The 22,284-nt window shown below is 62.7% G+C and carries 24 protein-coding genes and 1 tRNA gene; 10 read left to right on the top strand and 15 right to left on the bottom strand.

Features of this window, described 5'->3' with window-relative positions; genetic code table 11:
* Nucleotides 1–33: 33 nt before the first annotated feature.
* The 8 genes from atpD to ACLRDN_RS22700 all read right to left on the bottom strand — a co-directional run bounded on the left by atpD (nt 34) and on the right by ACLRDN_RS22700 (nt 6,546).
* Nucleotides 34–1,434 (bottom strand): F0F1 ATP synthase subunit beta, encoded by a 1,401-nt coding sequence (atpD, locus tag ACLRDN_RS22665; protein WP_008332979.1) that lies wholly within the window; start codon nt 1,432–1,434, stop codon nt 34–36.
* A gap of 57 nt (nt 1,435–1,491) precedes the next feature.
* Nucleotides 1,492–2,364, bottom strand: coding sequence for a F0F1 ATP synthase subunit gamma (atpG, locus tag ACLRDN_RS22670; protein WP_413458102.1), 873 nt, complete (start codon nt 2,362–2,364; stop codon nt 1,492–1,494).
* A gap of 30 nt (nt 2,365–2,394) precedes the next feature.
* Nucleotides 2,395–3,936: a F0F1 ATP synthase subunit alpha gene (atpA, locus tag ACLRDN_RS22675; RefSeq protein WP_017449813.1), complete on the bottom strand. Its 1,542-nt coding sequence runs from the start codon at nt 3,934–3,936 to the stop codon at nt 2,395–2,397.
* A 45-nt stretch (nt 3,937–3,981) separates the two neighbouring features.
* Nucleotides 3,982–4,515 carry a F0F1 ATP synthase subunit delta gene (locus tag ACLRDN_RS22680; RefSeq protein WP_088755145.1) on the bottom strand — a complete coding sequence of 178 codons (534 nt, stop codon included), beginning with the start codon at nt 4,513–4,515 and terminating at the stop codon, nt 3,982–3,984.
* A gap of 1 nt (nt 4,516) precedes the next feature.
* The gene (locus ACLRDN_RS22685) at nt 4,517–4,987 is read right to left on the bottom strand and encodes a F0F1 ATP synthase subunit B (protein WP_075255747.1); all 471 of its coding nucleotides are present in this window, start codon (nt 4,985–4,987) and stop codon (nt 4,517–4,519) included.
* Nucleotides 4,988–5,061: 74 nt separating this feature from the next.
* Nucleotides 5,062–5,307: a F0F1 ATP synthase subunit C gene (atpE, locus tag ACLRDN_RS22690; protein ID WP_006461334.1), complete on the bottom strand. Its 246-nt coding sequence runs from the start codon at nt 5,305–5,307 to the stop codon at nt 5,062–5,064.
* A 76-nt stretch (nt 5,308–5,383) separates the two neighbouring features.
* Nucleotides 5,384–6,205 carry a F0F1 ATP synthase subunit A gene (gene atpB / locus ACLRDN_RS22695; protein ID WP_121040748.1) on the bottom strand — a complete coding sequence of 274 codons (822 nt, stop codon included), beginning with the start codon at nt 6,203–6,205 and terminating at the stop codon, nt 5,384–5,386.
* Complete coding sequence (locus ACLRDN_RS22700) at nt 6,202–6,546, bottom strand: ATP synthase subunit I (protein ID WP_088755147.1); 345 nt, start codon at nt 6,544–6,546, stop codon at nt 6,202–6,204. The genes atpB and ACLRDN_RS22700 overlap by 4 nt, the downstream gene beginning before the upstream one ends.
* On the opposite strand from ACLRDN_RS22700, the gene ACLRDN_RS22705 reads away from it, so the two are divergent.
* On the top strand, nt 6,533–6,880 hold the full coding sequence (locus ACLRDN_RS22705; RefSeq protein ID WP_413458103.1) for a hypothetical protein: 348 nt from the start codon (nt 6,533–6,535) through the stop codon (nt 6,878–6,880). The genes ACLRDN_RS22700 and ACLRDN_RS22705 overlap by 14 nt on opposite strands.
* A gap of 258 nt (nt 6,881–7,138) precedes the next feature.
* Here the strand turns inward: ACLRDN_RS22705 and ACLRDN_RS22710 are convergent, their stop codons facing one another.
* Nucleotides 7,139–8,647, bottom strand: a complete 1,509-nt coding sequence (locus tag ACLRDN_RS22710) for an HD domain-containing phosphohydrolase (RefSeq protein ID WP_413458104.1) — start codon at nt 8,645–8,647, stop codon at nt 7,139–7,141.
* Between the two features lie 213 nt (nt 8,648–8,860).
* Here ACLRDN_RS22710 and ACLRDN_RS22715 point away from each other — a divergent pair, with 213 nt between their 5' ends.
* The 6 genes from ACLRDN_RS22715 to rfbD all read left to right on the top strand — a co-directional run bounded on the left by ACLRDN_RS22715 (nt 8,861) and on the right by rfbD (nt 14,487).
* Complete coding sequence (locus tag ACLRDN_RS22715; protein WP_413458105.1) at nt 8,861–9,646, top strand: alpha/beta fold hydrolase; 786 nt, start codon at nt 8,861–8,863, stop codon at nt 9,644–9,646.
* Between the two features lie 263 nt (nt 9,647–9,909).
* Entirely contained in the window at nt 9,910–10,920 is a 1,011-nt protein-coding gene (gene galE / locus ACLRDN_RS22720; RefSeq protein WP_413458106.1) for a UDP-glucose 4-epimerase GalE, read from the top strand.
* An 18-nt stretch (nt 10,921–10,938) separates the two neighbouring features.
* Nucleotides 10,939–12,018 carry a dTDP-glucose 4,6-dehydratase gene (rfbB, locus tag ACLRDN_RS22725; RefSeq protein ID WP_413458107.1) on the top strand — a complete coding sequence of 360 codons (1,080 nt, stop codon included), beginning with the start codon at nt 10,939–10,941 and terminating at the stop codon, nt 12,016–12,018.
* Nucleotides 12,015–12,917 carry a glucose-1-phosphate thymidylyltransferase RfbA gene (gene rfbA, locus ACLRDN_RS22730; protein ID WP_413458108.1) on the top strand — a complete coding sequence of 301 codons (903 nt, stop codon included), beginning with the start codon at nt 12,015–12,017 and terminating at the stop codon, nt 12,915–12,917. The genes rfbB and rfbA overlap by 4 nt, the downstream gene beginning before the upstream one ends.
* Before the next feature lie 44 nt (nt 12,918–12,961).
* Nucleotides 12,962–13,540: a dTDP-4-dehydrorhamnose 3,5-epimerase gene (gene rfbC, locus ACLRDN_RS22735; RefSeq protein ID WP_413458109.1), complete on the top strand. Its 579-nt coding sequence runs from the start codon at nt 12,962–12,964 to the stop codon at nt 13,538–13,540.
* Nucleotides 13,537–14,487 (top strand): dTDP-4-dehydrorhamnose reductase, encoded by a 951-nt coding sequence (gene rfbD, locus ACLRDN_RS22740; RefSeq protein WP_413458110.1) that lies wholly within the window; start codon nt 13,537–13,539, stop codon nt 14,485–14,487. Before rfbC ends, rfbD begins: the two co-directional genes overlap by 4 nt.
* 376 nt (nt 14,488–14,863) lie before the next feature.
* On the opposite strand, the gene ACLRDN_RS22745 is transcribed toward rfbD, so the two are convergent.
* Nucleotides 14,864–14,939: transfer RNA gene (locus ACLRDN_RS22745), tRNA-Arg, on the bottom strand.
* 243 nt (nt 14,940–15,182) lie between these two features.
* Between ACLRDN_RS22745 and ACLRDN_RS22750 the strand changes: the two genes are divergently transcribed.
* Nucleotides 15,183–15,743 (top strand): c-type cytochrome, encoded by a 561-nt coding sequence (locus ACLRDN_RS22750; protein WP_154134475.1) that lies wholly within the window; start codon nt 15,183–15,185, stop codon nt 15,741–15,743.
* Nucleotides 15,744–15,920: 177 nt separating this feature from the next.
* On the opposite strand, the gene ACLRDN_RS22755 is transcribed toward ACLRDN_RS22750, so the two are convergent.
* The 5 genes from ACLRDN_RS22755 to ACLRDN_RS22775 form a co-directional block, all read right to left on the bottom strand.
* Entirely contained in the window at nt 15,921–16,652 is a 732-nt protein-coding gene (locus ACLRDN_RS22755) for an OmpA family protein (protein WP_413458111.1), read from the bottom strand.
* A 176-nt stretch (nt 16,653–16,828) separates the two neighbouring features.
* Nucleotides 16,829–17,269, bottom strand: a complete 441-nt coding sequence (locus ACLRDN_RS22760; RefSeq protein ID WP_413458112.1) for a hypothetical protein — start codon at nt 17,267–17,269, stop codon at nt 16,829–16,831.
* Between the two features lie 55 nt (nt 17,270–17,324).
* Nucleotides 17,325–17,735: a phage holin family protein gene (locus ACLRDN_RS22765; protein WP_413458113.1), complete on the bottom strand. Its 411-nt coding sequence runs from the start codon at nt 17,733–17,735 to the stop codon at nt 17,325–17,327.
* 11 nt (nt 17,736–17,746) lie between these two features.
* Complete coding sequence (locus ACLRDN_RS22770; RefSeq protein ID WP_039783473.1) at nt 17,747–18,055, bottom strand: DUF883 family protein; 309 nt, start codon at nt 18,053–18,055, stop codon at nt 17,747–17,749.
* Nucleotides 18,056–18,282: 227 nt separating this feature from the next.
* Entirely contained in the window at nt 18,283–19,449 is a 1,167-nt protein-coding gene (locus ACLRDN_RS22775) for a gamma-glutamyl-gamma-aminobutyrate hydrolase family protein (protein ID WP_413458114.1), read from the bottom strand.
* A gap of 294 nt (nt 19,450–19,743) precedes the next feature.
* On the opposite strand from ACLRDN_RS22775, the gene ACLRDN_RS22780 reads away from it, so the two are divergent.
* Nucleotides 19,744–20,265, top strand: coding sequence for an NAD(P)H-dependent oxidoreductase (locus ACLRDN_RS22780; RefSeq protein WP_413458115.1), 522 nt, complete (start codon nt 19,744–19,746; stop codon nt 20,263–20,265).
* A gap of 72 nt (nt 20,266–20,337) precedes the next feature.
* Entirely contained in the window at nt 20,338–22,176 is a 1,839-nt protein-coding gene (kefC, locus tag ACLRDN_RS22785) for a glutathione-regulated potassium-efflux system protein KefC (RefSeq protein WP_413458116.1), read from the top strand.
* Nucleotides 22,177–22,284: the final 108 nt, after the last annotated feature.

Here is a 22,284-nt window from a genome sequence, read left to right on the forward strand (position 1 = left end):
ATGCACCCGCTGCCTGCGACGGCATGGCCAGTCTTAGTTGATCTTCTTGGCCTTTTCGATTGCTTCGTCGATGGTACCGACCATGTAGAACGCTTGTTCCGGCAGGTGGTCCAGTTCGCCGCTGGCGATCATCTTGAAGCCCTTGATCGTGTCCTTCAGCGAAACGTACTTGCCCGGGGAACCGGTGAACACTTCGGCGACGTGGAAGGGCTGCGACAGGAAACGTTGCATCTTGCGAGCGCGTGCGACGATCAGCTTGTCTTCCGGTGCCAGTTCGTCCATGCCCAGAATGGCGATGATGTCGCGCAGTTCCTTGTAGCGCTGCAGGGTACCCTGGACCGCACGAGCGGTCTCGTAGTGTTCCTGGCCGACCACTTGCGGGTCCAGCTGGCGCGAGGTCGAGTCCAGCGGATCGACGGCGGGGTAGATACCCAGCGAGGCGATGTCACGCGACAGAACGACGGTCGAGTCCAAGTGGGCGAAGGTGGTTGCCGGCGACGGGTCGGTCAAGTCATCCGCAGGGACGTACACGGCCTGGATCGAGGTGATCGAGCCAGTCTTGGTCGAGGTGATACGCTCTTGCAGGCGGCCCATTTCTTCGGCCAGCGTCGGCTGGTAGCCCACGGCCGAAGGCATACGGCCCAGCAGCGCGGACACTTCGGTACCGGCCAGGGTGTAACGGTAGATGTTGTCGACGAAGAACAGCACGTCCTTGCCTTCATCACGGAAACCTTCCGCGATGGTCAGGCCGGTCAGCGCCACGCGCAGACGGTTGCCCGGCGGTTCGTTCATCTGGCCGTAGACCATGGCGACCTTGGAGTTGGTCGGGTTTTCCAGGTCCACCACCTTGGCTTCTGCCATTTCGTGGTAGAAGTCGTTACCTTCACGGGTACGCTCACCAACACCGGCGAACACGGACAGACCGCTGTGCGCCTTGGCGATGTTGTTGATCAGTTCCATCATGTTCACGGTCTTGCCCACACCGGCGCCACCGAACAGACCAACCTTACCACCCTTGGCGAACGGGCAGACCAGGTCAATGACCTTGATGCCGGTTTCCAGCAGCTCTTGCGAGGGCGACAGTTCGTCGTACGCGGGAGCCTTGCGGTGGATCGAAGCGGTTTGCTCGTGCGAGACCGGACCGCATTCGTCGATCGGGTTGCCCAGCACGTCCATGATGCGACCCAGGGTCGCAGTACCGACAGGCACGGTGATCGGCTTGCCGGTGTTCGAGATGGTCAGGCCGCGGCGCAGACCGTCCGACGAACCGAGCGCAATGGTACGAACCACGCCGTCGCCCAGCTGCTGCTGGACTTCCAGGGTCAGATCCGAACCTTCCAATTTCAAGGCATCGTAAACCTTGGGCATCGCATCGCGCGGAAACTCCACGTCCACCACAGCGCCGATACACTGAACGATTTTGCCATCAGCCATTTTCGTTCCTTCAATAGATAAAATTTAAATTCTGTTTCGCTACGCTACGCCAGCTGATCAGCCGACCGCAGCCGCACCGGCGACGATTTCCGACAGCTCTTTGGTAATGGCGGCCTGGCGAGTCTTGTTGTAGACCAACTTCAACTCACCGATCACGCTACCTGCGTTGTCGCTGGCGGCCTTCATCGCGACCATGCGCGCCGATTGCTCGGAGGCCATGTTCTCGGCGACGGCTTGATAAATCAGCGCTTCGACGTAACGCACCAGCAGTTCGTCCACCACGGATTGCACATCGGGCTCATAGATGTAGTCCCAGGAGTGCGCACCCTCGTCAGCCTTGAGCTTGTCGCTGGTCAGCGGAAGCAGCTGCTGCAGGGTGGCTTCCTGCTTCATCGTGTTGATGAACTTGGTGTACACCAGGTACACCGCGTCCAGCTTGCCTTCCTGGTAAGCGTCGAGCAGCACCTTGACGGGGCCGATCAGCTTTTCCAGGTGCGGCGTATCACCCAGTTGCGTCACGTTGGCGGCCACGCGGGCGCCGATGCGATTCAGAAAACCCAAACCCTTGTTGCCAATGGCGACGGATTCGATGGCCTTGCCCTGGCCTTCCAGTTCACGGAACTTGTTGGTCAACAGACGCAGCGAGTTGGTGTTCATGCCGCCGCACAGACCCTTGTCGGTCGTGACGACGATGAAACCAACGCGCTTGGCCGTATCCTGCTGAACCATGAACGGGTGCACGTACTCCGGATTGGCCTGCGACAGGTTGGCCGCAATGTTGCGGATCTTGTCGCTGTACGGGCGGGCTGCGTGCATCCGGTCCTGCGCCTTGCGCATTTTGGATGCCGCGACCATTTCCATCGCCTTGGTGATCTTCTTCGTATTTTCTACGCTCTTGATCTTGCCACGTATCTCTTTACCTGTAGCCATGAGTAAGACTCCTTATAGCTTCAGTAAGAATTAGTACGCGCCGGATTTCTTGAAGTCAGCGATGGCGGCTGCCAGGGCTGCCTCAGCATCCTTATCCAGTTGCTTGGTGTCTTCGATCTTCTTCAGCAGGTCAGCGTGGCTGGTCTTCATGAAGTTGTGCAGAGCCGACTCGAAGGCCAGGATCTTCTTCACTTCGACGTCGTCCATGTAGCCCTTGTTGACGGCGAACAGGGTGACAGCCATGATCGAGATCGATTGCGGGGTGTACTGAGCCTGCTTCAACAGTTCGGTCACGCGCGCACCGCGGTCCAGCTGCTTGCGGGTGGCTTCGTCCAGATCGGAAGCGAACTGCGCGAAGGCAGCCAGCTCACGGTACTGTGCCAGGTCGGTACGGATACCGCCGGACAGGCCCTTGATGACCTTGGTCTGGGCAGCGCCACCGACGCGCGACACCGAGATACCGGCGTTGATCGCAGGACGGATACCGGCGTTGAACAGCGAAGTTTCCAGGAAGATCTGGCCGTCGGTGATCGAGATCACGTTGGTCGGAACGAAGGCGGAAACGTCACCAGCCTGGGTTTCGATGATCGGCAGTGCGGTCAGGGAACCGGTCTGGCCCTTGACTTCGCCGTTGGTGAACTTCTCGACGTAGTCGGCGTTCACGCGGGCAGCACGTTCCAAGAGGCGGCTGTGCAGGTAGAACACGTCGCCAGGATAGGCTTCACGGCCCGGCGGACGGCGCAGCAGCAGCGAGACCTGACGGTAAGCCACGGCTTGCTTGGACAGATCGTCATACACGATCAGGGCGTCTTGGCCGCGATCGCGGAAGTATTCGCCCATGGCGCAACCCGAGTAGGCCGACACGTATTGCATCGCTGCCGATTCGGAGGCGGTTGCTGCCACGACGATGGTGTATTCCATCGCGCCGTGGGCTTCCAGTGCGCGCACCACGTTCTTGACCGACGAAGCCTTCTGGCCGATCGCAACGTAGATGCAGGTCATGTTCTGACCCTTTTGATTGATGATGGCGTCGATCGCAACAGCGGTCTTGCCGGTCTGGCGGTCACCGATGATCAGCTCGCGCTGGCCACGGCCGACGGGCACCATGGAGTCGATCGACTTCAGGCCGGTCTGCATCGGCTGCGACACGGACTGACGCGCGATCACGCCCGGGGCGATCTTTTCGATCGGGGCGGTCAGCTTGGCGTTGATCGGACCCTTGCCGTCGATCGGCTGGCCCAGTGCGTTGACCACACGGCCCTTCAGTTCAGGACCGATCGGCACTTCCAGGATGCGGCCGGTGCACTTGACCAGGTCGCCTTCGGAGATGTGTTCGTATTCGCCCAGGATAACGGCGCCCACCGAGTCACGCTCCAGGTTCAGCGCCAGGCCGAAGGTGTTGCCCGGGAATTCCAGCATCTCACCTTGCATCACGTCGGACAGACCATGGATACGGCAGATACCGTCGGACACGGAAATGACCGTGCCCTGATTGCGAATCTCAGCGGTATCGCCAAGGCCTTGGATCCGGCTCTTGATCAGCTCGCTGATTTCAGATGCGTTGAGTTGCATACTAACTCCTAAAAATTGTTCTTTCGCTTAGCCAGCCAGAGGCATTTACGCGGCCAGAGCAGCTTGCAGCTGCTGCAGCTTCGCGCGCACGGAGGTATCGAACACTTCGTCGCCGACCACGACGCGCACACCGCCAATCAAGCTGCTGTCGACCGTCACGGAGGGATTCAGCTTGCGGCCGAACTTCTTCTCCAGTGCCGAGACCACATCCTTGACCTGGGCATCGCTGAGCTCAAAGGCGCTCACGATGTTGGCATCGGCCGAACCTTCCGCCGTGTTCTTGAGCACGTGGAATTGTTCGGCGATCTGCGGCAGCAGGACCAGGCGGCCGTTGTCGACCAGGGTCTTGACGAAATTGGTCGCCTCGACCGACAGCGGGGTCTTCAGGGCAGCGGCAAACACTTCTGCCAGCTTGTCATGCGATACGGAAGGGTTCTGCGCCAGGGCCTGCACCTCGGGATGCGCCGCCACCTGGGCCATCTCGTCGACGAGATCGGACCAGGCTGCCAGGCTGCCTGCCTTGGCCACACGGAACAAGGCTTCGGCGTAAGGACGAGCGATCGTTGCGAGTTCGGCCATATTACAGCTCTGTCTTCAGTTGATTCAGCAAGTCGGCGTGAGCAGCCGCATTCACTTCGCGCTTGAGGATCTGTTCCGCGCCCTTGACGGCGAGCGTTGCGACCTGGCCGCGCAGTTCTTCACGCGCCTGGTTCACTTGCTGTTGAGCGTCCGCCTTTGCGTTGGCGATGATGCGGGCAGCTTCTTCAGCGGCCGTCTTCTTGGCTTCTTCAATGATCAGCTGAGCGCGCTTTTCGGCTTCGCCGATGCGCTTCTGGCCTTCATCACGAGCCGATGCCAGTTCGCCCTGGATACGCTTTTCAGCGGCGGCCAGATCGGCCTTACCGCGGTCAGCGGCTGCCAGCCCGTCCGCAATCTTCTTGGCGCGTTCGTCGAGCGCCTTAATCAACGGCGGCCACACGAATTTCATCGTGAAGCCGGCGAGGATGAAGAAGACCACGAACTGTGCAATCAATGTTGCATTTAAGTTCACGGTAATTTCCTTCTCAGAATAACGAGTGCCGGAACCAATCGTCCGGCAGATGAGAATCGGCTATGAAGCGCGAATTACTTGGCGATGAACGGATTTGCGAATGCGAACAGCATGGCGATACCAACGCCGATCAGGAAGGCCGCGTCGATCAGGCCAGCCAGCAGGAACATCTTGGTTTGCAGGGTGTTCATCAGTTCAGGCTGACGTGCGGATGCTTCGAGGTACTTACCGCCCATGATCGCGATACCGATACAAGCGCCGATAGCACCCAGGCCAATGATCAAACCGCAAGCCAGAGCAACGAAAGAGACATCAGTCATGACAATTCCTTAAGAAAAGTTAAATTAAATACAAAACCAAAAAACAAACTGAAAAACAGGTACTGCAAGCCTTGTGTTAGTGCGCTTCGTGCGCCTGGCCCAGGTAAACCAGTGTCAACATCATGAAGATGAATGCTTGGAGCAACACGATCAGGATGTGGAAAATTGCCCAGATAGAACCGGCGATCACATGGCCGATGAAGCCGAATGCGGTCGCGGTCGATCCCAGCAATGCGATCAGCAGGAACAACAGTTCGCCTGCATACATGTTGCCGAACAGTCGCATGCCCAGGGACACGGTCTTGGCGGCGAATTCGATGATGTTCAGCAGCAGGTTGAACGGAGCCAGCCAGATGCCGAAGGGTGCTGCAAACAGTTCATGCACGAAACCACCTGCGCCCTTGATCTTGACGCTGTAGTACAGCATCAGGGCCAGCACGCCCAGGGCGATGCCCAGGGTGCCGTTGAGGTCGGCGGTCGGTACGATGCGGTGATGCATTTCACCCAGGCCGAACAGGCCCAGGATGCCGGAGGCCAGGTCCACCGGCAGGAAGTCCAGCGAGTTCATCAGGGCCACCCAGACAAACACGGTCAGCGCCACCGGGGCGATGAAGGTACGGTCGCCGTGGACGATGGCCTTGGACTGGTCTTCGACCATTTCCACAACCATCTCGACGAAGGCCTGGAAGCGGCCCGGCACGCCCGAGGTCGCCTTGCGGGCAGCCAGGAACATGAAGAAGCAGGCGATGACGCCACAGAACACGGACCAGAAGATGGTGTCCACGTTCAGGATGGAGAAATCGACGATCTTGGTCTGGTGCTGCGTGGAGAGGTGTCCGAGGTGGTGGACGATATATTCAGAGGCTGTCGGCGCGTGCTCTGCGGCTTCTACGGTCATGGTCGGTGTCTAAACAGTAAAATGAAATAACTCTTAAGCACCACGATGAAGCTCAGCACAAATGCGAGCCAGTGAACACCGTGGTACAACCAAACGATCGCGCCCATGAGCGCAAAAGTCGTAGCAATCTTGATAAATTCCCCGAAGAAAAACGTCATCGGGTTGGTACCACCGGGTTTCTGCGCACTGACATGGAGTCGCAGTGCAAACAGGGCATTGGGAACGACACAGCAGACGCCTCCCAACAATGCGGACCAAAGCGCCGGAAGTCCGCCCAGCATCCCCGCCACCAGGGCAGCGATGACCGTGGTGAGGAGCTGCAAGAGAATGATGCGCAGCATATGTATCCAATATCGTGCATGCGCCGCACCCTTTACGAGCAGACGGCAGCTTAAAAGCCCGGCGATTATAAAGGTTCGTTTTCCGGTAAGTCAAACCTTTTGCAGCCAGATCAAGGGCTTATCTGGGGCACTTCGCGGCGAGTTGTGGCAAATAAGCAGCCACTTCGATTTTTTGCAGCGCAGCACAAAAACCCTGTTGCACGTCTTTTGCCCGCTGCCCGCTTTTTGCGCCCGAGGGATCTCCCCTTCTTATCCCTTTGTTCAGATTTATGCATCTCGCAGTGAATTTGCGGAAATGCGTGCACAAAAGCCGGAAAAATGCGCCGGTTTTTGAAACAGCGCTCAATTTAATCAAAAACGCCCGTCGACGCCAGAGAAATATCCCGCAAATTCAATGATTTACGGAAATTTCCGGGGCGCTCGCAAACGTTTACGCAAGGCGCTGACATTTTGTCAGGAAATTGAGGGAGGTCAGACGACCGGGCTCGCTTTCAGGGCGCCATGTTGCAGCACAGCGCACGCCTGCAAAAAAGTGAGCCCGCTCACCGGACCGGTGCAGTGGTCGGACCGTTGATGCCGTAAAAATACGGCATCAGATCAGACCCAGGTGCAGCCCCTTGAGCGTGGCCGCAGCCCGCGTGGAGCACTGCAATTTGCGGAAGATGCTCTCGACGTGGGTACGCACGGTCGAGGGGCTGATCTTCATCGCGCGGGCGGCTTCCTTGTTGCTTTCGCCCAGGCTGATGCGGCGCAGCACCTCGCACTCGCGCTCGGATAACAGGCCCTTGCGGGAAGACTGGGGGGGCGTGTCCCCCGCAGCGGCGGCCAGGACCCAGCGCACGGCATCGGCATCCAGCCGGCCGCCCTGCACTTCCCCCTCCAGCATCCCGGCCACGGCCGCCGGTGTGCAGGCTGCCCGCCACGGACGCGGGGCGCACAGGGCAGCGTGTGCCGCCGCTACGGCCAGCAGGCGGGCGGGCAAGGCCAGCGTGTCGCCATCGAGCCCACGGAAGTAGCCGCTGCCGTCGATCCGCTCATAGAGTTGCGAAGCCAGGCCGGTGTCTTCGCGCAGGGCCGGTACCAGCGCGCCGGCGCGCGAGGTCCAGTAAGGCGCCAGGCGGATGCGCTCCCAGTCGGCCGGACTGGGGCGGCCCGGGCGCTCCCAGATGGTATTGGGCACGGCGGCGCGGCCGATGCCGTGGATCAGGGCGGCGCGAACCAGCCGCTGCTGCTGCTCCGGGGGCAAGCCGGCCAGCGCGGCCGCCTGCGCGGCCAGTTCGCTGACGCGGCGCGAATAGCCGGTCAGCCAGGGCAGCTTCAGTTCGATCAGTTCGGCCACGATGCGCAGGGGCACCGCATGCGCGGGCAAGTCCGCCAAGGACCCATCCGCAGCGGCATCGTCGTCCAGCGCCGCCAGCCAGGCCGGCGCATGGCGGGCCACGCGTTCGGCCAGGTCGGCCGGGTATTTGATGCCGCCGAAGCGGCGCACCACCTTCAGGGCAGCCTCCACCCCATGGGTGCGCGCATAGATCTCCAGGTCGCCCGCCAGGCTCGTATAGAGGACCGCAAGCGGTACGGCCGCTCCGCGCAGCTGCTGGGGCGCACCGCTGCCGTCATGATGTTCCCAGACATGGCGCAAGCCGGCCTCCACGCCGGCCGGCAAACCCAGCAGGCTGGCCACCTCCCCCGCCACTTCGCAATGGATGCGCGCCAGCGGCGCAATGGTCGTGAAGTTCAGCGGATGGTCTGCCGGCAAGCCATCGCGCAGCATGGCTTCGCGCCCGCCCACGTCGTCCCCCAGCAGCCCGGCAAAGCCGGCCGCATTGGCGGTACAGCCCGACCAGCGCAGCCAGGACACCAGCCGGGCCTGCTCCACCAACTCCGGCGGGGCGCCCTCCAGCTGCGCCACCCGGGCGGCCAGTGCCGCCGTGCGCCGCGACTGGTCGGGAGGCTGGCCCATGCTGAGATCGCCCACCAGGGCCAGCACCTGCACCGCGGTGCCGGCGGCGATCATCGGCGGCGCGTCGGGGATGGCGAGGCCGGCCTGCAAGGCCGGGCAAGGTAAGGAAGAAGGGGAAATCGGATTGGCGTCGGGAGGCATCCCGACACTGTAGCGGCAAGCACAAGCCTCCTGCAATCAACTCTTCGGTTAATGGGCAGTCCGGCGATGACCGGCCACAATCGCTGCGACTCACTGCCACGCCCCCCCTGGGTCGGTCAATTGACCGATACCGGCGCCGCAAGGGCGTTCCTATACTGGCCTCACTGCAACACACCACCCCGACACACCTTCTTATTTGAACAGGAGAACACCATGAAAAGCTCTTCCACCCGCTTCAGCCTCAAGACCGGCCTCGGCATGCTGGCCATCGCCGCCGCCTTCACCGGCAGCACCGCCATGGCCGCCGACATGGCCGACAAGCCCTCGGTCGTGATCGTCCACGGGGCCTTCGCTGATGGTTCGGACTGGGCCAAGGTCATTCCGCTGCTGCAGGCCAAGGGCATCAAGGTCACCGCCGTGCAGAATCCGCTGACCTCGCTGGCCGACGACGTGGCTGCTGCCAAGCGCGCCATCGACAACCAGCCGGGCAAGGTCGTGCTGGTGGGTCACTCCTGGGGTGGCACCGTGATCACCGAAGCCGGCAACCATGAAAAGGTCGCCAGCCTGGTCTACGTAGCCGCCTTCGCACCGGACGCCGGCCAGGCAACGGGCGACCTCGGCAAGGACCTGCCGGTGCCCCCGGGCATCGCCAAGCTGTCGGTGGACAAGGCCGGTTTCGCCAGCCTGCCGCCGGCCGCGCTGGCCGCTGACTTCGCCCAGGACGTGCCGGCCAAGCAGGCTGCCGTGATGGCGGCGACCCAAGGCCCGATCGCCCTGAAGGCCTTCGGCGACAAGGTCGAGACCGCGGCCTGGAAGACCCGTCCGAGCTGGTACATCGTCAGCAGCCAGGACCGCATGATCCAGCCCGCGCTGGAACGCAGCTTCGCCAAGCAGATCAACGCCAAGACCACCGAGCTGGCCGCCAGCCACGTGCCGCAGCAGTCGCGTCCGGCCGACGTGGCCAAGGTGATCCTGGAAGCGGTCGCCGCCACCAAGTAATCCCGCCGGGCTTTCCGCCGCCCGCGCTCCAGGAAAAAGCCGCCGCCCGCATGTTGCGGGCGGCGGCTTTATTCGCTGGCGACCGTGCCTTGGCGCAAACAGGGCAAATGAAGAAAAATCCCGGCTGTTTCATGCTTGCAAGCCCCCCTTCGCATGATCTAATCTCGGTTGCTCCGGAGCGCGCCACCAGACCGAACAACAATGAGGGATCGCGCAGACTCTGACATAATCATCACGTTGCCAACTTAACAAGCGAAGTTCACATGAATATTCTTGTCACCGGCGGTGCCGGCTACATTGGTTCGCATACCTGCGTGGAACTGCTCAAGGCCGGTCATGAAGTCATCGTCTTCGACAATTTCTGCAACAGCAGCCCGGAGTCGGTCGCGCGGGTGCAGCAGATTGCCGGCCGCCCGCTCTCGCTGGTCAAGGGCGACATCCGCAACCGGGAGCAGCTGGAAAGCGTGCTGCGCGAATTCAAGTGCGAGGCGGTGATCCATTTTGCCGGCCTCAAGGCAGTGGGCGAGTCGGTGGAGCAGCCGCTGATGTACTACGACAACAACGTGGTCGGCACGGTGCGCCTGCTGGAGGCCATGGAGGCCACCGGCGTGAAGACCATCGTCTTTTCGTCCTCGGCCACGGTGTACGGCGACCCGCAATACCTGCCGCTGACCGAATCCCATCCGCTGTCGGCCAGTAATCCCTATGGCCGCAGCAAGATCGTCATCGAGGACATGCTGCGCGACTACCACCGCGCGCATCCCGACTGGAAGATCGCCCTGCTGCGCTACTTCAACCCGGTGGGTGCGCATGAGAGCGGCCTGATCGGCGAAGACCCGGGCGGCATCCCCAACAACCTGATGCCCTATGTGGCCCAGGTGGCCGTGGGCCGCCGCGAGAAACTGAGCATCTGGGGCGGCGATTATGCGACCCCGGACGGCACCGGCGTGCGCGATTTCATCCACGTGGTCGACCTGGCCACCGGCCACCTGGCGGCCTTGCAGGCACTGACCGAACCGCAATGCTTCGCGGTCAATCTCGGCACCGGCAATGGCTACAGCGTGCTGGACGTGGTGAAGGCCTACGAAAAAGCTTCCGGCAAGCCCATCCCCTACACCATCGCCGCACGCCGTGCGGGCGACATCGCCTCCTGCTATGCCGATCCGGCCGAAGCACGACGCAAGCTGGGCTGGGAAGCCAAGCTGGGGCTGGACGCCATGTGTGCCGATTCGTGGCGCTGGCAGCAGGGCAATCCCAACGGCTTCAAGTCGTGATCTGAACGAGGCTCCTTCATGATCTTTGTCACCGGCGGTGCCGGCTTCATCGGCAGCAACTTCATCCTCGACTGGCTGGGCGACCCCAACGCCGAGCCGGTGCTCAACATCGACAAGCTGACCTATGCAGGCAATCCCTACAACCTGAGTTCAGTGGCCGACGATCCGCGCTATGCCTTCGTGCAGGCCGACATCTGCGACGAGCCGGGGATGAGTGCGCTACTGTCCCGTTACCGTCCGCGTGCGATCCTGCACTTCGCGGCCGAAAGCCACGTGGACCGCTCCATCCACAGTCCAGACGAATTCATCCGTACCAACGTCAACGGCACGTTCAACCTGCTCAACAAATCGCTACGTTATTGGCAGGCACTGCCGCAGCAGGATCAGGCCGACTTCCGCTTCCTGCATGTCTCGACCGACGAAGTCTATGGCAGCCTGGAACCCGAGGATCCACCGTTCTCCGAAACGACGCCCTATGCGCCCAACAGTCCGTACTCGGCCTCCAAGGCGGCCTCCGATCACCTGGTGCGGGCGTACCACCATACCTATGGCCTGCCCACGCTGACCACCAACTGTTCCAACAACTACGGTCCGTACCATTTCCCGGAGAAGCTCATCCCGCTGGTGATCTCCAATGCCTTGTCCGGCAAGCCGCTGCCCATCTACGGCGATGGCCAGCAGATCCGCGACTGGCTCTACGTCAGCGACCACTGCGCGGCCATTCGCACTGTGCTCGCACGCGGCCAGGCCGGGCAAACCTACAATATCGGCGGATGGAATGAACAGGCCAACCTGCACGTGGTGCATACCCTGTGCGATACGCTCGATGAGCTGCAACCGCGCACGCAAGGCAGCTATCGTGACCTGATCACCTTCGTCAAGGATCGACCAGGGCACGACCGGCGCTATGCCATCGATGCGCGCAAACTGGAACGCGAACTCGGCTGGAAGCCCGCCGAGACCTTCCAGAGTGGCATCCGCAAAACGGTGCAGTGGTATCTGGCCCATGGCGACTGGGTCGCACAGGTCCGCTCGGGCGCCTATCTCAACTGGCTGCAGCAACAATATGGTGACCATCCACCGGGAGCAATGTCATGACAGAGGCGGCGTCCGCGCAAGCGCGCAAGGGGATCATCCTGGCCGGCGGTTCCGGCACACGGCTATATCCCGCTACCACGGTGGTATCCAAGCAGCTCATGCCGGTCTATGACAAGCCGATGGTGTATTACCCGCTATCGAGCCTGATGCTGGCGGGCATCCGCGATATCCTGCTGATCTCCACGCCGCAGGACACGCCGCGCTTTGCAGAATTGCTGGGCGACGGCCATCAATGGGGGCTCAATATCGGCTACGCCGTACAACCCTCGCCGGATGGCCTGGCGCAAGCCTTCCTGATCGGGCGCGAGTTCATCGGCAACGCGCCCTCGGCATTGATCCTGGGCGACAACATCTTCTACGGGCGCGACCTCGAACCGCCCATGCGCGCGGCCAATGCACGCGTCGATGGCGCCACCATCTTCGCCTATCACGTGCAAGACCCCGAGCGCTATGGCGTGGTCGAGTTCGATCGCCAGCGCCGCGTGATCGGCATTGAAGAGAAGCCGCTCAAACCCGCCTCCAACTACGCCGTGACCGGTCTGTACTTCTACGACAACCAGGTCATCGACATCGCCGCCGGGATCAAGCCTTCGGCACGGGGGGAACTGGAGATCACCGATGTCAACCGCGCTTACCTCGAGCGCGACCAGCTGCAGGTGGAACTGATGGGGCGCGGCATCGCATGGCTGGACACGGGAACGCACGAGTCCCTGCTCGATGCCGGGCAGTTCATCGCCACCATCGAAAAACGGCAAGGACTTAAAATCGCCTGCCCGGAAGAAATCGCCTATCGGCGCGGCTATATCGACGCGGCCCAGCTGGAACGCCTGGCCGCCCCGCTGAAGAAAAATGCCTATGGACAATATCTCTTGCAGTTGCTCACTGATCTGAGCTACTGAACTGGATGACGTCATGAACCGCCCGGCCTATTGCATCCCGACTCATGCAGATTGAACACACTCCCCTGCCCGGCGTATTGGTGATCACGCCCCGCTTATTCGGCGACAGCCGCGGCTTTTTCTACGAAAGTTTCAATCAGCGCGCTTTCCAGGAGCACACCGGCATCGCGGCGCAATTCGTTCAGGACAATCACTCACGCTCAGCGCGCGGAGTGCTGCGTGGCCTGCACTACCAGATACGGCAACCGCAAGGCAAGCTGGTACGGGTAGTGCGCGGCGCGGTGCTGGATGTGGTTCTCGATATCCGGCGCGGATCACCGACCTTCGGCCAGTGGTCCAGTTTGTTGCTCAGTGAAACTAACAGGCTGCAGTTATGGGTTCCGCCCGGTTTCGCGCATGGGTTCTCGGTGCTGGAAGATGGCACTGAATTCCTCTACAAGACCACCGACTACTGGGCAGCGGAGCATGAGCGCAGCATCCTCTGGAATGACCCGGCGCTGGGCATCGACTGGCAATTGCAAGGCGCCCCCATTCTTTCGGAAAAAGACCAGCGCGGCACACCTTTGGCCGCTGCCGAGGTCTTCGAGCAGCATGATCTTCCCTCCATGAAAGCCGTCCCATGAAACCCATGCGTATCCTGCTCACCGGCGCCAGCGGCCAGGTCGGGGGCGAATTCCTGCGGCGGCTGCGCGCCATGCCGGCCGGGCTCGAGGTCATGGCCCCTGCGCGCGGGCAACTCGATATTGCCAATCCGGAGGCCTTGCGCTCGGCAGTGCGCGATGCCAAACCCGATCTGATCATTCATCCGGCCGCCTACACCGCCGTGGTCAAGGCCGAGTCCGAACCCGACCTGGCACGCCGCATCAACGCCGAAGCGCCGGCAGTGCTGGCCCAGGAGGCGGCACGGCTGGGTGCGGCATTGATCCACTTCTCCACTGATTACGTGTTCGATGGCCAGCACCCGGGGGCCTACACGGAAGACATGGCGACCCATCCGCTGAACGTCTACGGGGCGACCAAGCGCGAGGGCGAACTGGCCATCGCCGCCAGTGGCGCAGCCCATTGGATCATGCGCACCAGCTGGGTCTACAACGTGGCGGGCAACAATTTCATGAAGACCGCCATCCGCCTGGCCCAGCAAAAGGAAAGCTATACCATCGTCGGCGACCAGTTCGGCGCGCCGACCTGGGCCTCTACCATTGCAGCGGTCTGCTGCCGCATGCTGGCCGGGCCCGACGGCGGACGCGAGAAGGTGGCTGCCACCAGCGGGACCTATCACCTCACCGCACGCGGCGCCACATCCTGGCACGGCTATGCCACGCTGATCGCACGCGAACTGGCCGCACGCGGCCTGCCCCTGAAACTCAAGGGGCTGGATCAGATCACGCCGGTACCCAGTTCTTCCTACCCGACGCCGCCTGAACGTCCGCTCAATTCGCGGCTAGACTGCAGCAAGCTGGAGCAGCGTTTCGGCATCACCTTGCCCGAGTGGGATGAGGACGCCCTAGCCTGCCTGGAGCAGGTCATCCGCCACTACCAGCTGGACCAGGGCCGCCTGCTTCCCGACTGAAGAGGCCGGGTGCCGCCCATGCTCTTCATTGACTGGGTACGTACTTGGTCTGGTCGCCGTGCGTGCCATCTCCGACGCGATGGCGGCGCCACCGGGCGGCGAAGGGCATTGCACGGATAAAATGAGCCTTATTGCCCCGGATTGATATCGCGCAAAGTATCTGTCACGCAACGTCGGCATACTGTTTCCCGGCAGAATACGTTGCTGTTTTAATAATTTTGTATCTGGCGCGGTAGCGGGTTGGCAGAGAAGGGGCGCACGGCGGCTGCCGTTGGCCTTCTGCCTTGCGTGTGGAAACTTGCTTTGGATGCTTCTTACTGCTCGACGGCAAACCGGAGTTTGCGTTGTCAGCAGCAAAATGAGGAAGAAGGGAAAGTGGCGCGGCTGGCGGGGATCGAACCCACGACCCTTGGCTTCGGAGGCCAATACTCTATCCACTGAGCTACAGCCGCGCTGAATCGGGGCGAACCCCGGAAAGGCCTGAAGGATACCGTCTTTCCGGCAGGACGTCCATGGCGCTGGCGGTTTTTCCGTGTCAAACGGAAAGCATTGTGACTATAATCAAGAGTTCGGCGAGAGAGCGCAATGAAAGCCCTGCCTGATCCCAGTTCCACGCAATGCCAGGCGATAAGGCAATACAAAGGGAACCGACGTTTTCCGCCCCAATTTCGAGGAAACATTACGGAGGGACGCCCATGAGCTCAGCTCAGCATGAACACGAGTCGGCAATCAAGACTCCCAAGCAATTGATCGCAGCCGTCGTCGCAGGTTTCATGGTGCCCATCGTGTGCATCGTGCTGCTGGTGCAGTACGTCACCAATGGCCAGAAAACCGGCGCCGGCTCCGACAGCCAGACGCCCGAGATGATCGCGGCACGCATCAAACCCGTTTCCGACGATGGCTTCACCTTCCGTGATGCCGCCGGCCCCAAGCAACTGCTCTCCGGTGAAGAAGTCTACAAGACCACCTGCGCCGCCTGCCATGGCGCCGGCGTGGCCGGTGCCCCCAAGGTCGGTGACGCCGCTTCCTGGCAGGCCCGTATCGCCGCAGGCTATGACACCCTGGTCTCGCACGCCATCAACGGCCTGCGCGCCATGCCCGCCAAGGGCGGCAACCCCGACCTGGATGATGTCGAGATCCAGCGCACCGTGGTCTACATGGCCAACCAGTCCGGCGCCAAGTTCAAGGAACCCGAAGTGAAGGCCCCGGCTGCCGCCGAAGGTGCCGCACCGGCTGCCGACGCACCCGCCAAGTAATCTGCAACGACCAGCGATCCGCTCGCTGGCCCTGCCCCAAAAAAAATCCCCGGACCGAGATCCGGGGATTTTTCGTTTTCATTCACGTGCCAAAGAGTCAACAAGTCGTGGCCCTCGCTGCGGACCCTGCGGATGCGCCACGACTGCCGGGCGCATCGCAGAATCCTTCATGTCGCCTCAATAGCGCTGGGGAGGAGGCGGCGGCGGGTAGTAGCCCGGTGCGTAGCCAGCCGGCGCCGGCTGCTGTACCGGTGCCGCAGCCTGCTGCTCGGCCACGAAGATTTCCACGCGGCGGTTCTTGGCGCGGTTGGCATCGCTGTTGTTGGGGACCAGCGGTTCATGCGAACCACGACCCGAGATGTTGAAGCGATTGGCGGCCACGCCGCGCGTGGTCAGGTAATCGCGGGTGCGGGCGGCGCGCTGCTGCGACAGCGGGTCGTTGATGGCATCGCTGCCGGTGTTGTCGGTGTGGCCGACGATGGTCACGGTCGTGGCCGGGTTCTCCACCAGGGTGGTGGCGAAACGGTCCAGCACCGGGCGCATCTCCGGCTTGATGTCGGCACGGCCGGTATCAAAGGAGATGTCGCTGGGGATTTCCAGCTTCAGGCGGTTGTCGGCAGTCTGCGTGACCTGCACGCCCGTGCCTTGGGTGGCCTGCTCCATGGCGCGCTTCTGGTTTTCCATGCGGTTGGACCAGATGTTGCCGGCCACGGCACCAATGGCGCCGCCGATGGCCGCACCACCCAGCGCACGGCCGCCGCCGCCACCGCCGGTGGCAGCACCGATGATGCCGCCCAGGCCGGCACCGATACCGGCGCCGGTTGCCGTGCCGCGCTGGGTCTGGCTCATGTCGGCACAGCCGGAGAGCGCCAGCACGCCGGCGATCGCTGCAATTGAAATTTTCTTCATGTCATGTCCTTTCTTGCCTTGTCTGTCTTGTTGTCCAGGCCATGGGCCGGTGTTCTTCAGAGCGCACCGGGGCCGATATGTTCCTGCCGCGCTTGCCAAAACGCAGCCCATGAATGACAAAGGCATCCGGAAAACCGGATGCCTCCACCGTCACATCAACAATCAACCCGAATGGCTCAATCCGGCTCGGGCGGCCCTTGCAGCGCCGCCGTCTCGGCGGCGTCCGAAGGGTCCCGGCTGCCGCCGCGCTGGCTGAAGTAATACGCCAGCCCGCCCACGGCCGCAATCACGCCGCCCATCATCAGCGGCTTGCGTAGCCAGCGACGCGACAGCAGCGAGGCACCGGTCATCAGCAGCGGCGTCACCGTCTGCAGATTCAGGTTGCCCAGCCCGCCTGCGCTGAGTGATTTGATCGACTGCACCGTCCTGCCGCCACCGAAGAGTGAAGCGGCAAAATGGCCGACCCGGCTCAAGGCGCCCTTGGCCAGCGACTCGGCGCTGAGATTCTCGCGCACCACTTCACGCGCTTCCATCACGCCCAGCCGGTACAGCGCACCTTGCGCCAGTATCTTGCGCTTGCGTTCCTCATGGGTCATGCCCTGGTCCTGATCGTTCATGCAGTCCTCACTGAACTAGGAAAAATGATGCAGAGTCTGCGTGAAAGAAGCTTCATCACAGCAGCGCATCGCGGTCCTTGCGCAGCTCCGACATGGTCTGCGGCAGCGACAGCTTGCCCTGCATCAGCACCGACCTGGCGTAAAGCACCAGGCCCACGGTGGCCACGCTGAACACCACACCCAGCAGGGCCAGGATCTTCCAGCCCCAGGTATCCCAGGCCAGCATGACCACCAGCACCGACCAGAAGGCGATGGCGAACCATAGCGCCACTGCCGCCAGTACGAAAATGACGGCGAAACGGACCAGGTTGGCCCCGATCTCCGACATTTCCAGCGAGGCCAGCTCGATGCGGCTGATGATGAGGCCCAGCAGGTTCTTGGCCAGGCCCAGCAAACCCGCCGTCAAGCCGGGATTGGCGGCAGGGGCGGCGGGTGCGGACGGGCCGTCCTTGTGGGAAGTCGCCATTGGCGCAGCGCTTACTTGCTGCGGCCGATGACCAGGCCGACCAGCAGGCCTAGGCCTGCCGAGATGGCCACGGCGCGCCACGGATTCTCGTGGACGTAGTCGTCGGTCTTGGCGGCGACTTCCTTGCCCTTCTCGATGGCGGCGGCTTGCGCGGTCTGGGCGGCTTCGGCAGCGGCTTCCAGCAGGGTCAGGCCGCGTGCGCGCAGCTCGTCAGCCTTTTCGCCGGTAGCGGCGGCGGCTTCGGCGAACAATGCCTGGGCGTCCTTGACCAGAGTCTTCATATCGTTGCGAACGGTCTTCAGTGCGGGGGATTGGGGCATGTAAATTCTCCTTTTTTGCCGGTGATGGAAAAAGCTAGCAAGTCGCCGCTCCCTGAACACAGCACCCGAGCGGTGCTGCACTGCGACGACATTTTGATTCTACAGAGTCCGCGGTGAGGCGGGTAGCGCATTGCAGCCATGCTGCAAAGGCGGTGCAATCGGCTTGCGCCAGCGCAAAGAGGGTTCGATGACGCTGGCGGGCTTAGGTTCCGGCCAATCGCGCGGGCTCAGAAACGCGTCTCGCGCGCTGCCCGCAGGAAACTGTCCAGGATCGGCGTGCAATCGAGCAGCTCCGGGCCGCCCGCGCGATGGAATTCCGGATGCCACTGCAAGCCCATCACGAAGGGCGCCTTGCGGTAGCGGATGGCTTCCACGATCTGGTCCGGCCCCGAGACGGCCTCCACCGACAGGTCGCGCCCGAGGTTGTGCACGGCCTGGTGGTGGATGGAATTGACGATGGCGTTCTCGGTCTTGACCATGCCGGCCAGCGACGAACCCTGCGGGAAATGCAGCGCGTGATAATTGCTGTCGTACTGCTCGTTGACGTGCGGGATGGCGGTCGGCACATCGGTGGCGATGTCCTGGTAGAGCGTGCCGCCGAAGGCCACGTTGATCAGCTGGCAGCCACGGCAGATGCCCAGCACGGGCTTGCCGGCCTCGATGAATTCATGCAGCAGCTCCAGCTCGTACATGTCGCGCACGCGGTCGCCGCTCCATTCGGGGCGGGTCGCCGCTTGCGCATAGCTCTGCGGCGAGACGTCGGCCCCGCCCTGCAGCACCAGGCCATCCAGATGCTTGGCATAGTCGCGCAGGCGGATATTGCTCGGGTGGACCAAGCCATTGGTATTGACGGTCGGGATCATGAAGACCAGCACGTCACGCGACATCACCCATTGCGCGATCGACTCTTCCAGATACTGCAGGGTCTTGCTGCGCAAGCCCTTGGCGCCGCTTTCGGGATGGAAGATGCGGGCCGACACGCCGATCTTGAGCGTCCGCTGCATGACGCGGCGGCCGGCCTTGTCCGACAGCTGGCGCAGGCGCGCCGTCAGGAAGCGCCAGGTCTGCGCCCAGGGTGCGTCGCCGGCGTGATGCGGAGGCGGCGGCAGCGAAGTGTAGATGCGCTGCTGCGCCTGGTCCGCCGTCTGGCCGTGGGCGGCCTCGGTGGCGGGCTGCGCGCCCGGCTGGGCCGGCGGCGTCACGGGTTGACCGGCCGGCACTGCCGGAGAGGCCGCCGGTGCTGCTACCACCGTGGTAGCAGGTGCGGCGGGCTGTGCGGGATTCTGTGAGGCGGCCGGCGTGCCGGAGGCATCGGCCGATACGGGCTTGGCCGGGACCGCGCCCGGGGAGCGGTCTGGCGGCAGGTTGGCTTCGGAATCTTGGATGTCGGACATGGCTGCAATAAGTAATCAGATGAAATGAACTGCGGCGAGTACCAGCGGCGGCATGCAAGCCGTCAATGGCGCGACGGGCCCGGGGAGTGGCTGAGTATATTCGCATTGCCCGGCTTTGGACACCTGCGGGCAGGGCCGCCTGCAAGCAGTTTCATACAAGCCGGCCAGCGCCCTTTCGTGGCACACTCCTCTCCCTTGCAAGGGCAGACAGCACCAAGGCCATGCATGTTCCGGCCATTTGCACCGGAGGCCATCGTCCACCCTGCCCACCACCCACATTGCCCGCGCCGACACATGTCCAAGGTCCTGATCCTGTACGCCCATCCCGCTGCCGAGCTCTCGCGCACCAACCGCCTGATGCTGGAGGCCGCCGCCCGCCTGCCCGGCGTGACCGTGCACGATCTCTACGAGCACTATCCCGACTTCCACATCGACGTCGAACACGAACAGCAACTGCTGAGCCAGGCCGAGCTGGTGGTGATGCAGCATCCCATCCACTGGTACAGCATGCCGGCCCTGCAGAAGGAATGGCTGGACCGCGTGCTGGCGCGCGGCTGGGCCTTCGGCCACGATGGCCATGCGCTGGAAGGCAAGCGTTTCTGGCTGGTGGCGTCCACCGGCGGGGAGACGGCGTCCTACCAGAGCAGCGGCCGCCACGGCCATCCCTTTGCCGATTTCCTGCCGCCCTACCAGCAGACCGCGCGCCTGTGCGGCATGCAGTGGGTAGAACCGCTGATCCTGCATGGCGCCCATCACGTGCCGCCGGTCGAGTTCCAGCGCCATGTGGAACGCTATCTGGAGGGCTTGCAGGCATGAGCCAGGCCACCGATTTCTCACCAATCCTCGCGCATGACTGCGTCTTCCCCTTTCAACTGACCGGACCCCGCCATGGATGAACAATTGCTGATCGCCCTCGTCTACCTGCTGGCGGCCGTGGCCGCCGTGCCTATCGCCAAGCGCCTGGGGCTGGGTGCCGTGCTGGGCTACCTGCTGGCCGGCATCGTCATCGGCCCGTGGGGACTGGGCCTCATCACCGAGGTCAAGCACATCCTCGAATTCTCCGAATTCGGGGTGGTGCTGCTGCTGTTCCTGATCGGTCTCGAACTCGATCCCAAACGTTTGTGGGCGCTGCGCCGCTCCATCTTCGGCTGGGGCAGCGTGCAGGTGGCGGCGGTTTCACTGGCGCTCTTGGCTGCGGCGCTGGCAGCGGGCGTACCGTGGCGCATCGGGCTCATCGGTGCGCTGGGCATGTCGCTCTCCTCCACCGCCATCGCCCTGGCCACGCTGGGCGAGCGCAAGCTCACGGCCACACCGGCCGGTGCGGCGGGCTTTTCCATCCTGCTGTTCCAGGACATCGCCGCCATCCCCATGATGGCCGCTGTCCCCCTGCTGGGGGTGGCGGCCAGCCAGGGCAGCGGGCAGGGATGGCTGCATGCCGGCCAGGTGGCGCTGGTGATCGCGCTCTTGATCTTCGGCGGACGGGTTCTGATGCGCCCCATCCTGCGCATCATCGCCAAGACCGACATGCGCGAGATCTTCACCGCCTTCGCCCTGCTGCTGGTCATCGCCACCTGCCTGCTGATGCAATCGGTGGGCATGTCGATGGCGCTGGGCACTTTCCTGGCGGGCGTGCTGCTGGCCGATTCCGAATACCGCCATGCGCTGGAAAGCGACCTGGAACCCTTCAAGGGCCTGCTGCTGGGGCTGTTCTTCATTGCCGTGGGCATGTCGGTGGACTTCGGCGTTTTCCTCGCCCAGCCCTGGCGCATCCTCGGCATGGTGGCGGGTTTCCTGGCCATCAAGACCGGCGTGATGTGGTTCCTCGGGCGCTGCTTCGGCATTCCGCGCGGGCAGCAATTGTTCTTCGCCTTCCTGCTCTCGCAGGGTGGGGAATTCGCCTTCATCGTCTTCGGTGCCGCCGTCACCGCCAAGGTCTTGACGCCCGAGATCTCGTCCATGCTGGTGGTGGTGGTGGCGCTGTCGATGCTGATCACGCCCCTGCTCTTGCTGGTGCATGACCGCCTGCTGGTGCGCTGGCTGGAAGGCGGCAAGCGCCGCCCGGAAGACAAGATCGGGCCGCAGGACAACGAAGTCATCATCGCCGGCTTCGGCCGCTTCGGCCAGATCGTGGGCCGTCTGCTGGCGGCCAATGACATTGGCGCCACGGTGCTGGATCACGATCCGGACCAGATCGATTTCCTGCGCAAGTTCGGCTTCAAGGTGTTCTATGGCGACGCCACCCGCATCGACCTGCTGCGCACCGCCGGTGCCGACAAGGCCAAGGTCCTGGTGATCGCCATCGACGATGCGCAGGCCGCGCTGGACATGGTGGAAAAGGTACGCGAAGAATTCCCGCACCTGCAGATCGCCGCCCGTGCGCGCAACGTCACGCACTACTACGACCTGATGGATCGCGGCGTCACGGTGCTGGAACGCGAGACCTTCGAAAGCGCCCTGCACATGGGCCGCCAAGTGCTGCAGCAGCTGGATTTCGGTGCCTATCGCGCGCGTGAAGCGGCCATGAAATTCCGCTCTCACAATCTCAAAACCCTGGCAGCGCTCTACCCGCACTACAAGGACCAGGCGCAGATGGTCTCCATGGCGGTGCAGGCCCGCGAAGAATTGCAGGCCATGTTCGCCGGGGACCGGGAAGCCATGCAGCACGATCACTCGCACGACCAGTGGCGCGAGCAACCTGCCCCCGCCAAACCGGCAGTGGAAGAATAAAAAAAGGCCGGACACGCTTGCGCACATCCGGCCAAATCCCTCACTGCTTACTACTCACTGCTTACCACTTGCTACTCACTGCTTACTGCTCACCGGTACTACTCACTG

Origin of the sequence: Herbaspirillum huttiense, from assembly GCF_047300815.1 — a bacterium.
In the GTDB taxonomy this organism is placed as follows: domain Bacteria; phylum Pseudomonadota; class Gammaproteobacteria; order Burkholderiales; family Burkholderiaceae_D; genus Herbaspirillum; species Herbaspirillum huttiense_A.

Bases quoted from the DNA above. Each gene is read 5' to 3' on its own strand.
- atpD (WP_008332979.1), bottom strand. From the start codon at position 1,434: ATGGCTGATGGCAAAATCGTTCAGTGTATCGGCGCTGTGGTGGACGTG.
- atpG (WP_413458102.1), bottom strand. From the start codon at position 2,364: ATGGCTACAGGTAAAGAGATACGTGGCAAGATCAAGAGCGTAGAAAAT.
- atpA (WP_017449813.1), bottom strand. From the start codon at position 3,936: ATGCAACTCAACGCATCTGAAATCAGCGAGCTGATCAAGAGCCGGATC.
- ACLRDN_RS22680 (WP_088755145.1), bottom strand. From the start codon at position 4,515: ATGGCCGAACTCGCAACGATCGCTCGTCCTTACGCCGAAGCCTTGTTC.
- atpE (WP_006461334.1), bottom strand. From the start codon at position 5,307: ATGACTGATGTCTCTTTCGTTGCTCTGGCTTGCGGTTTGATCATTGGC.
- atpB (WP_121040748.1), bottom strand. From the start codon at position 6,205: ATGACCGTAGAAGCCGCAGAGCACGCGCCGACAGCCTCTGAATATATC.
- ACLRDN_RS22705 (WP_413458103.1), top strand. From the start codon at position 6,533: ATGATGCGCAGCATATGTATCCAATATCGTGCATGCGCCGCACCCTTT.
- ACLRDN_RS22700 (WP_088755147.1), bottom strand. From the start codon at position 6,546: ATGCTGCGCATCATTCTCTTGCAGCTCCTCACCACGGTCATCGCTGCC.
- ACLRDN_RS22710 (WP_413458104.1), bottom strand. From the start codon at position 8,647: ATGCCTCCCGACGCCAATCCGATTTCCCCTTCTTCCTTACCTTGCCCG.
- ACLRDN_RS22715 (WP_413458105.1), top strand. From the start codon at position 8,861: ATGAAAAGCTCTTCCACCCGCTTCAGCCTCAAGACCGGCCTCGGCATG.
- galE (WP_413458106.1), top strand. From the start codon at position 9,910: ATGAATATTCTTGTCACCGGCGGTGCCGGCTACATTGGTTCGCATACC.
- rfbB (WP_413458107.1), top strand. From the start codon at position 10,939: ATGATCTTTGTCACCGGCGGTGCCGGCTTCATCGGCAGCAACTTCATC.
- rfbA (WP_413458108.1), top strand. From the start codon at position 12,015: ATGACAGAGGCGGCGTCCGCGCAAGCGCGCAAGGGGATCATCCTGGCC.
- rfbC (WP_413458109.1), top strand. From the start codon at position 12,962: ATGCAGATTGAACACACTCCCCTGCCCGGCGTATTGGTGATCACGCCC.
- rfbD (WP_413458110.1), top strand. From the start codon at position 13,537: ATGAAACCCATGCGTATCCTGCTCACCGGCGCCAGCGGCCAGGTCGGG.
- ACLRDN_RS22750 (WP_154134475.1), top strand. From the start codon at position 15,183: ATGAGCTCAGCTCAGCATGAACACGAGTCGGCAATCAAGACTCCCAAG.
- ACLRDN_RS22755 (WP_413458111.1), bottom strand. From the start codon at position 16,652: ATGAAGAAAATTTCAATTGCAGCGATCGCCGGCGTGCTGGCGCTCTCC.
- ACLRDN_RS22760 (WP_413458112.1), bottom strand. From the start codon at position 17,269: ATGAACGATCAGGACCAGGGCATGACCCATGAGGAACGCAAGCGCAAG.
- ACLRDN_RS22765 (WP_413458113.1), bottom strand. From the start codon at position 17,735: ATGGCGACTTCCCACAAGGACGGCCCGTCCGCACCCGCCGCCCCTGCC.
- ACLRDN_RS22770 (WP_039783473.1), bottom strand. From the start codon at position 18,055: ATGCCCCAATCCCCCGCACTGAAGACCGTTCGCAACGATATGAAGACT.
- ACLRDN_RS22775 (WP_413458114.1), bottom strand. From the start codon at position 19,449: ATGTCCGACATCCAAGATTCCGAAGCCAACCTGCCGCCAGACCGCTCC.
- ACLRDN_RS22780 (WP_413458115.1), top strand. From the start codon at position 19,744: ATGTCCAAGGTCCTGATCCTGTACGCCCATCCCGCTGCCGAGCTCTCG.
- kefC (WP_413458116.1), top strand. From the start codon at position 20,338: ATGGATGAACAATTGCTGATCGCCCTCGTCTACCTGCTGGCGGCCGTG.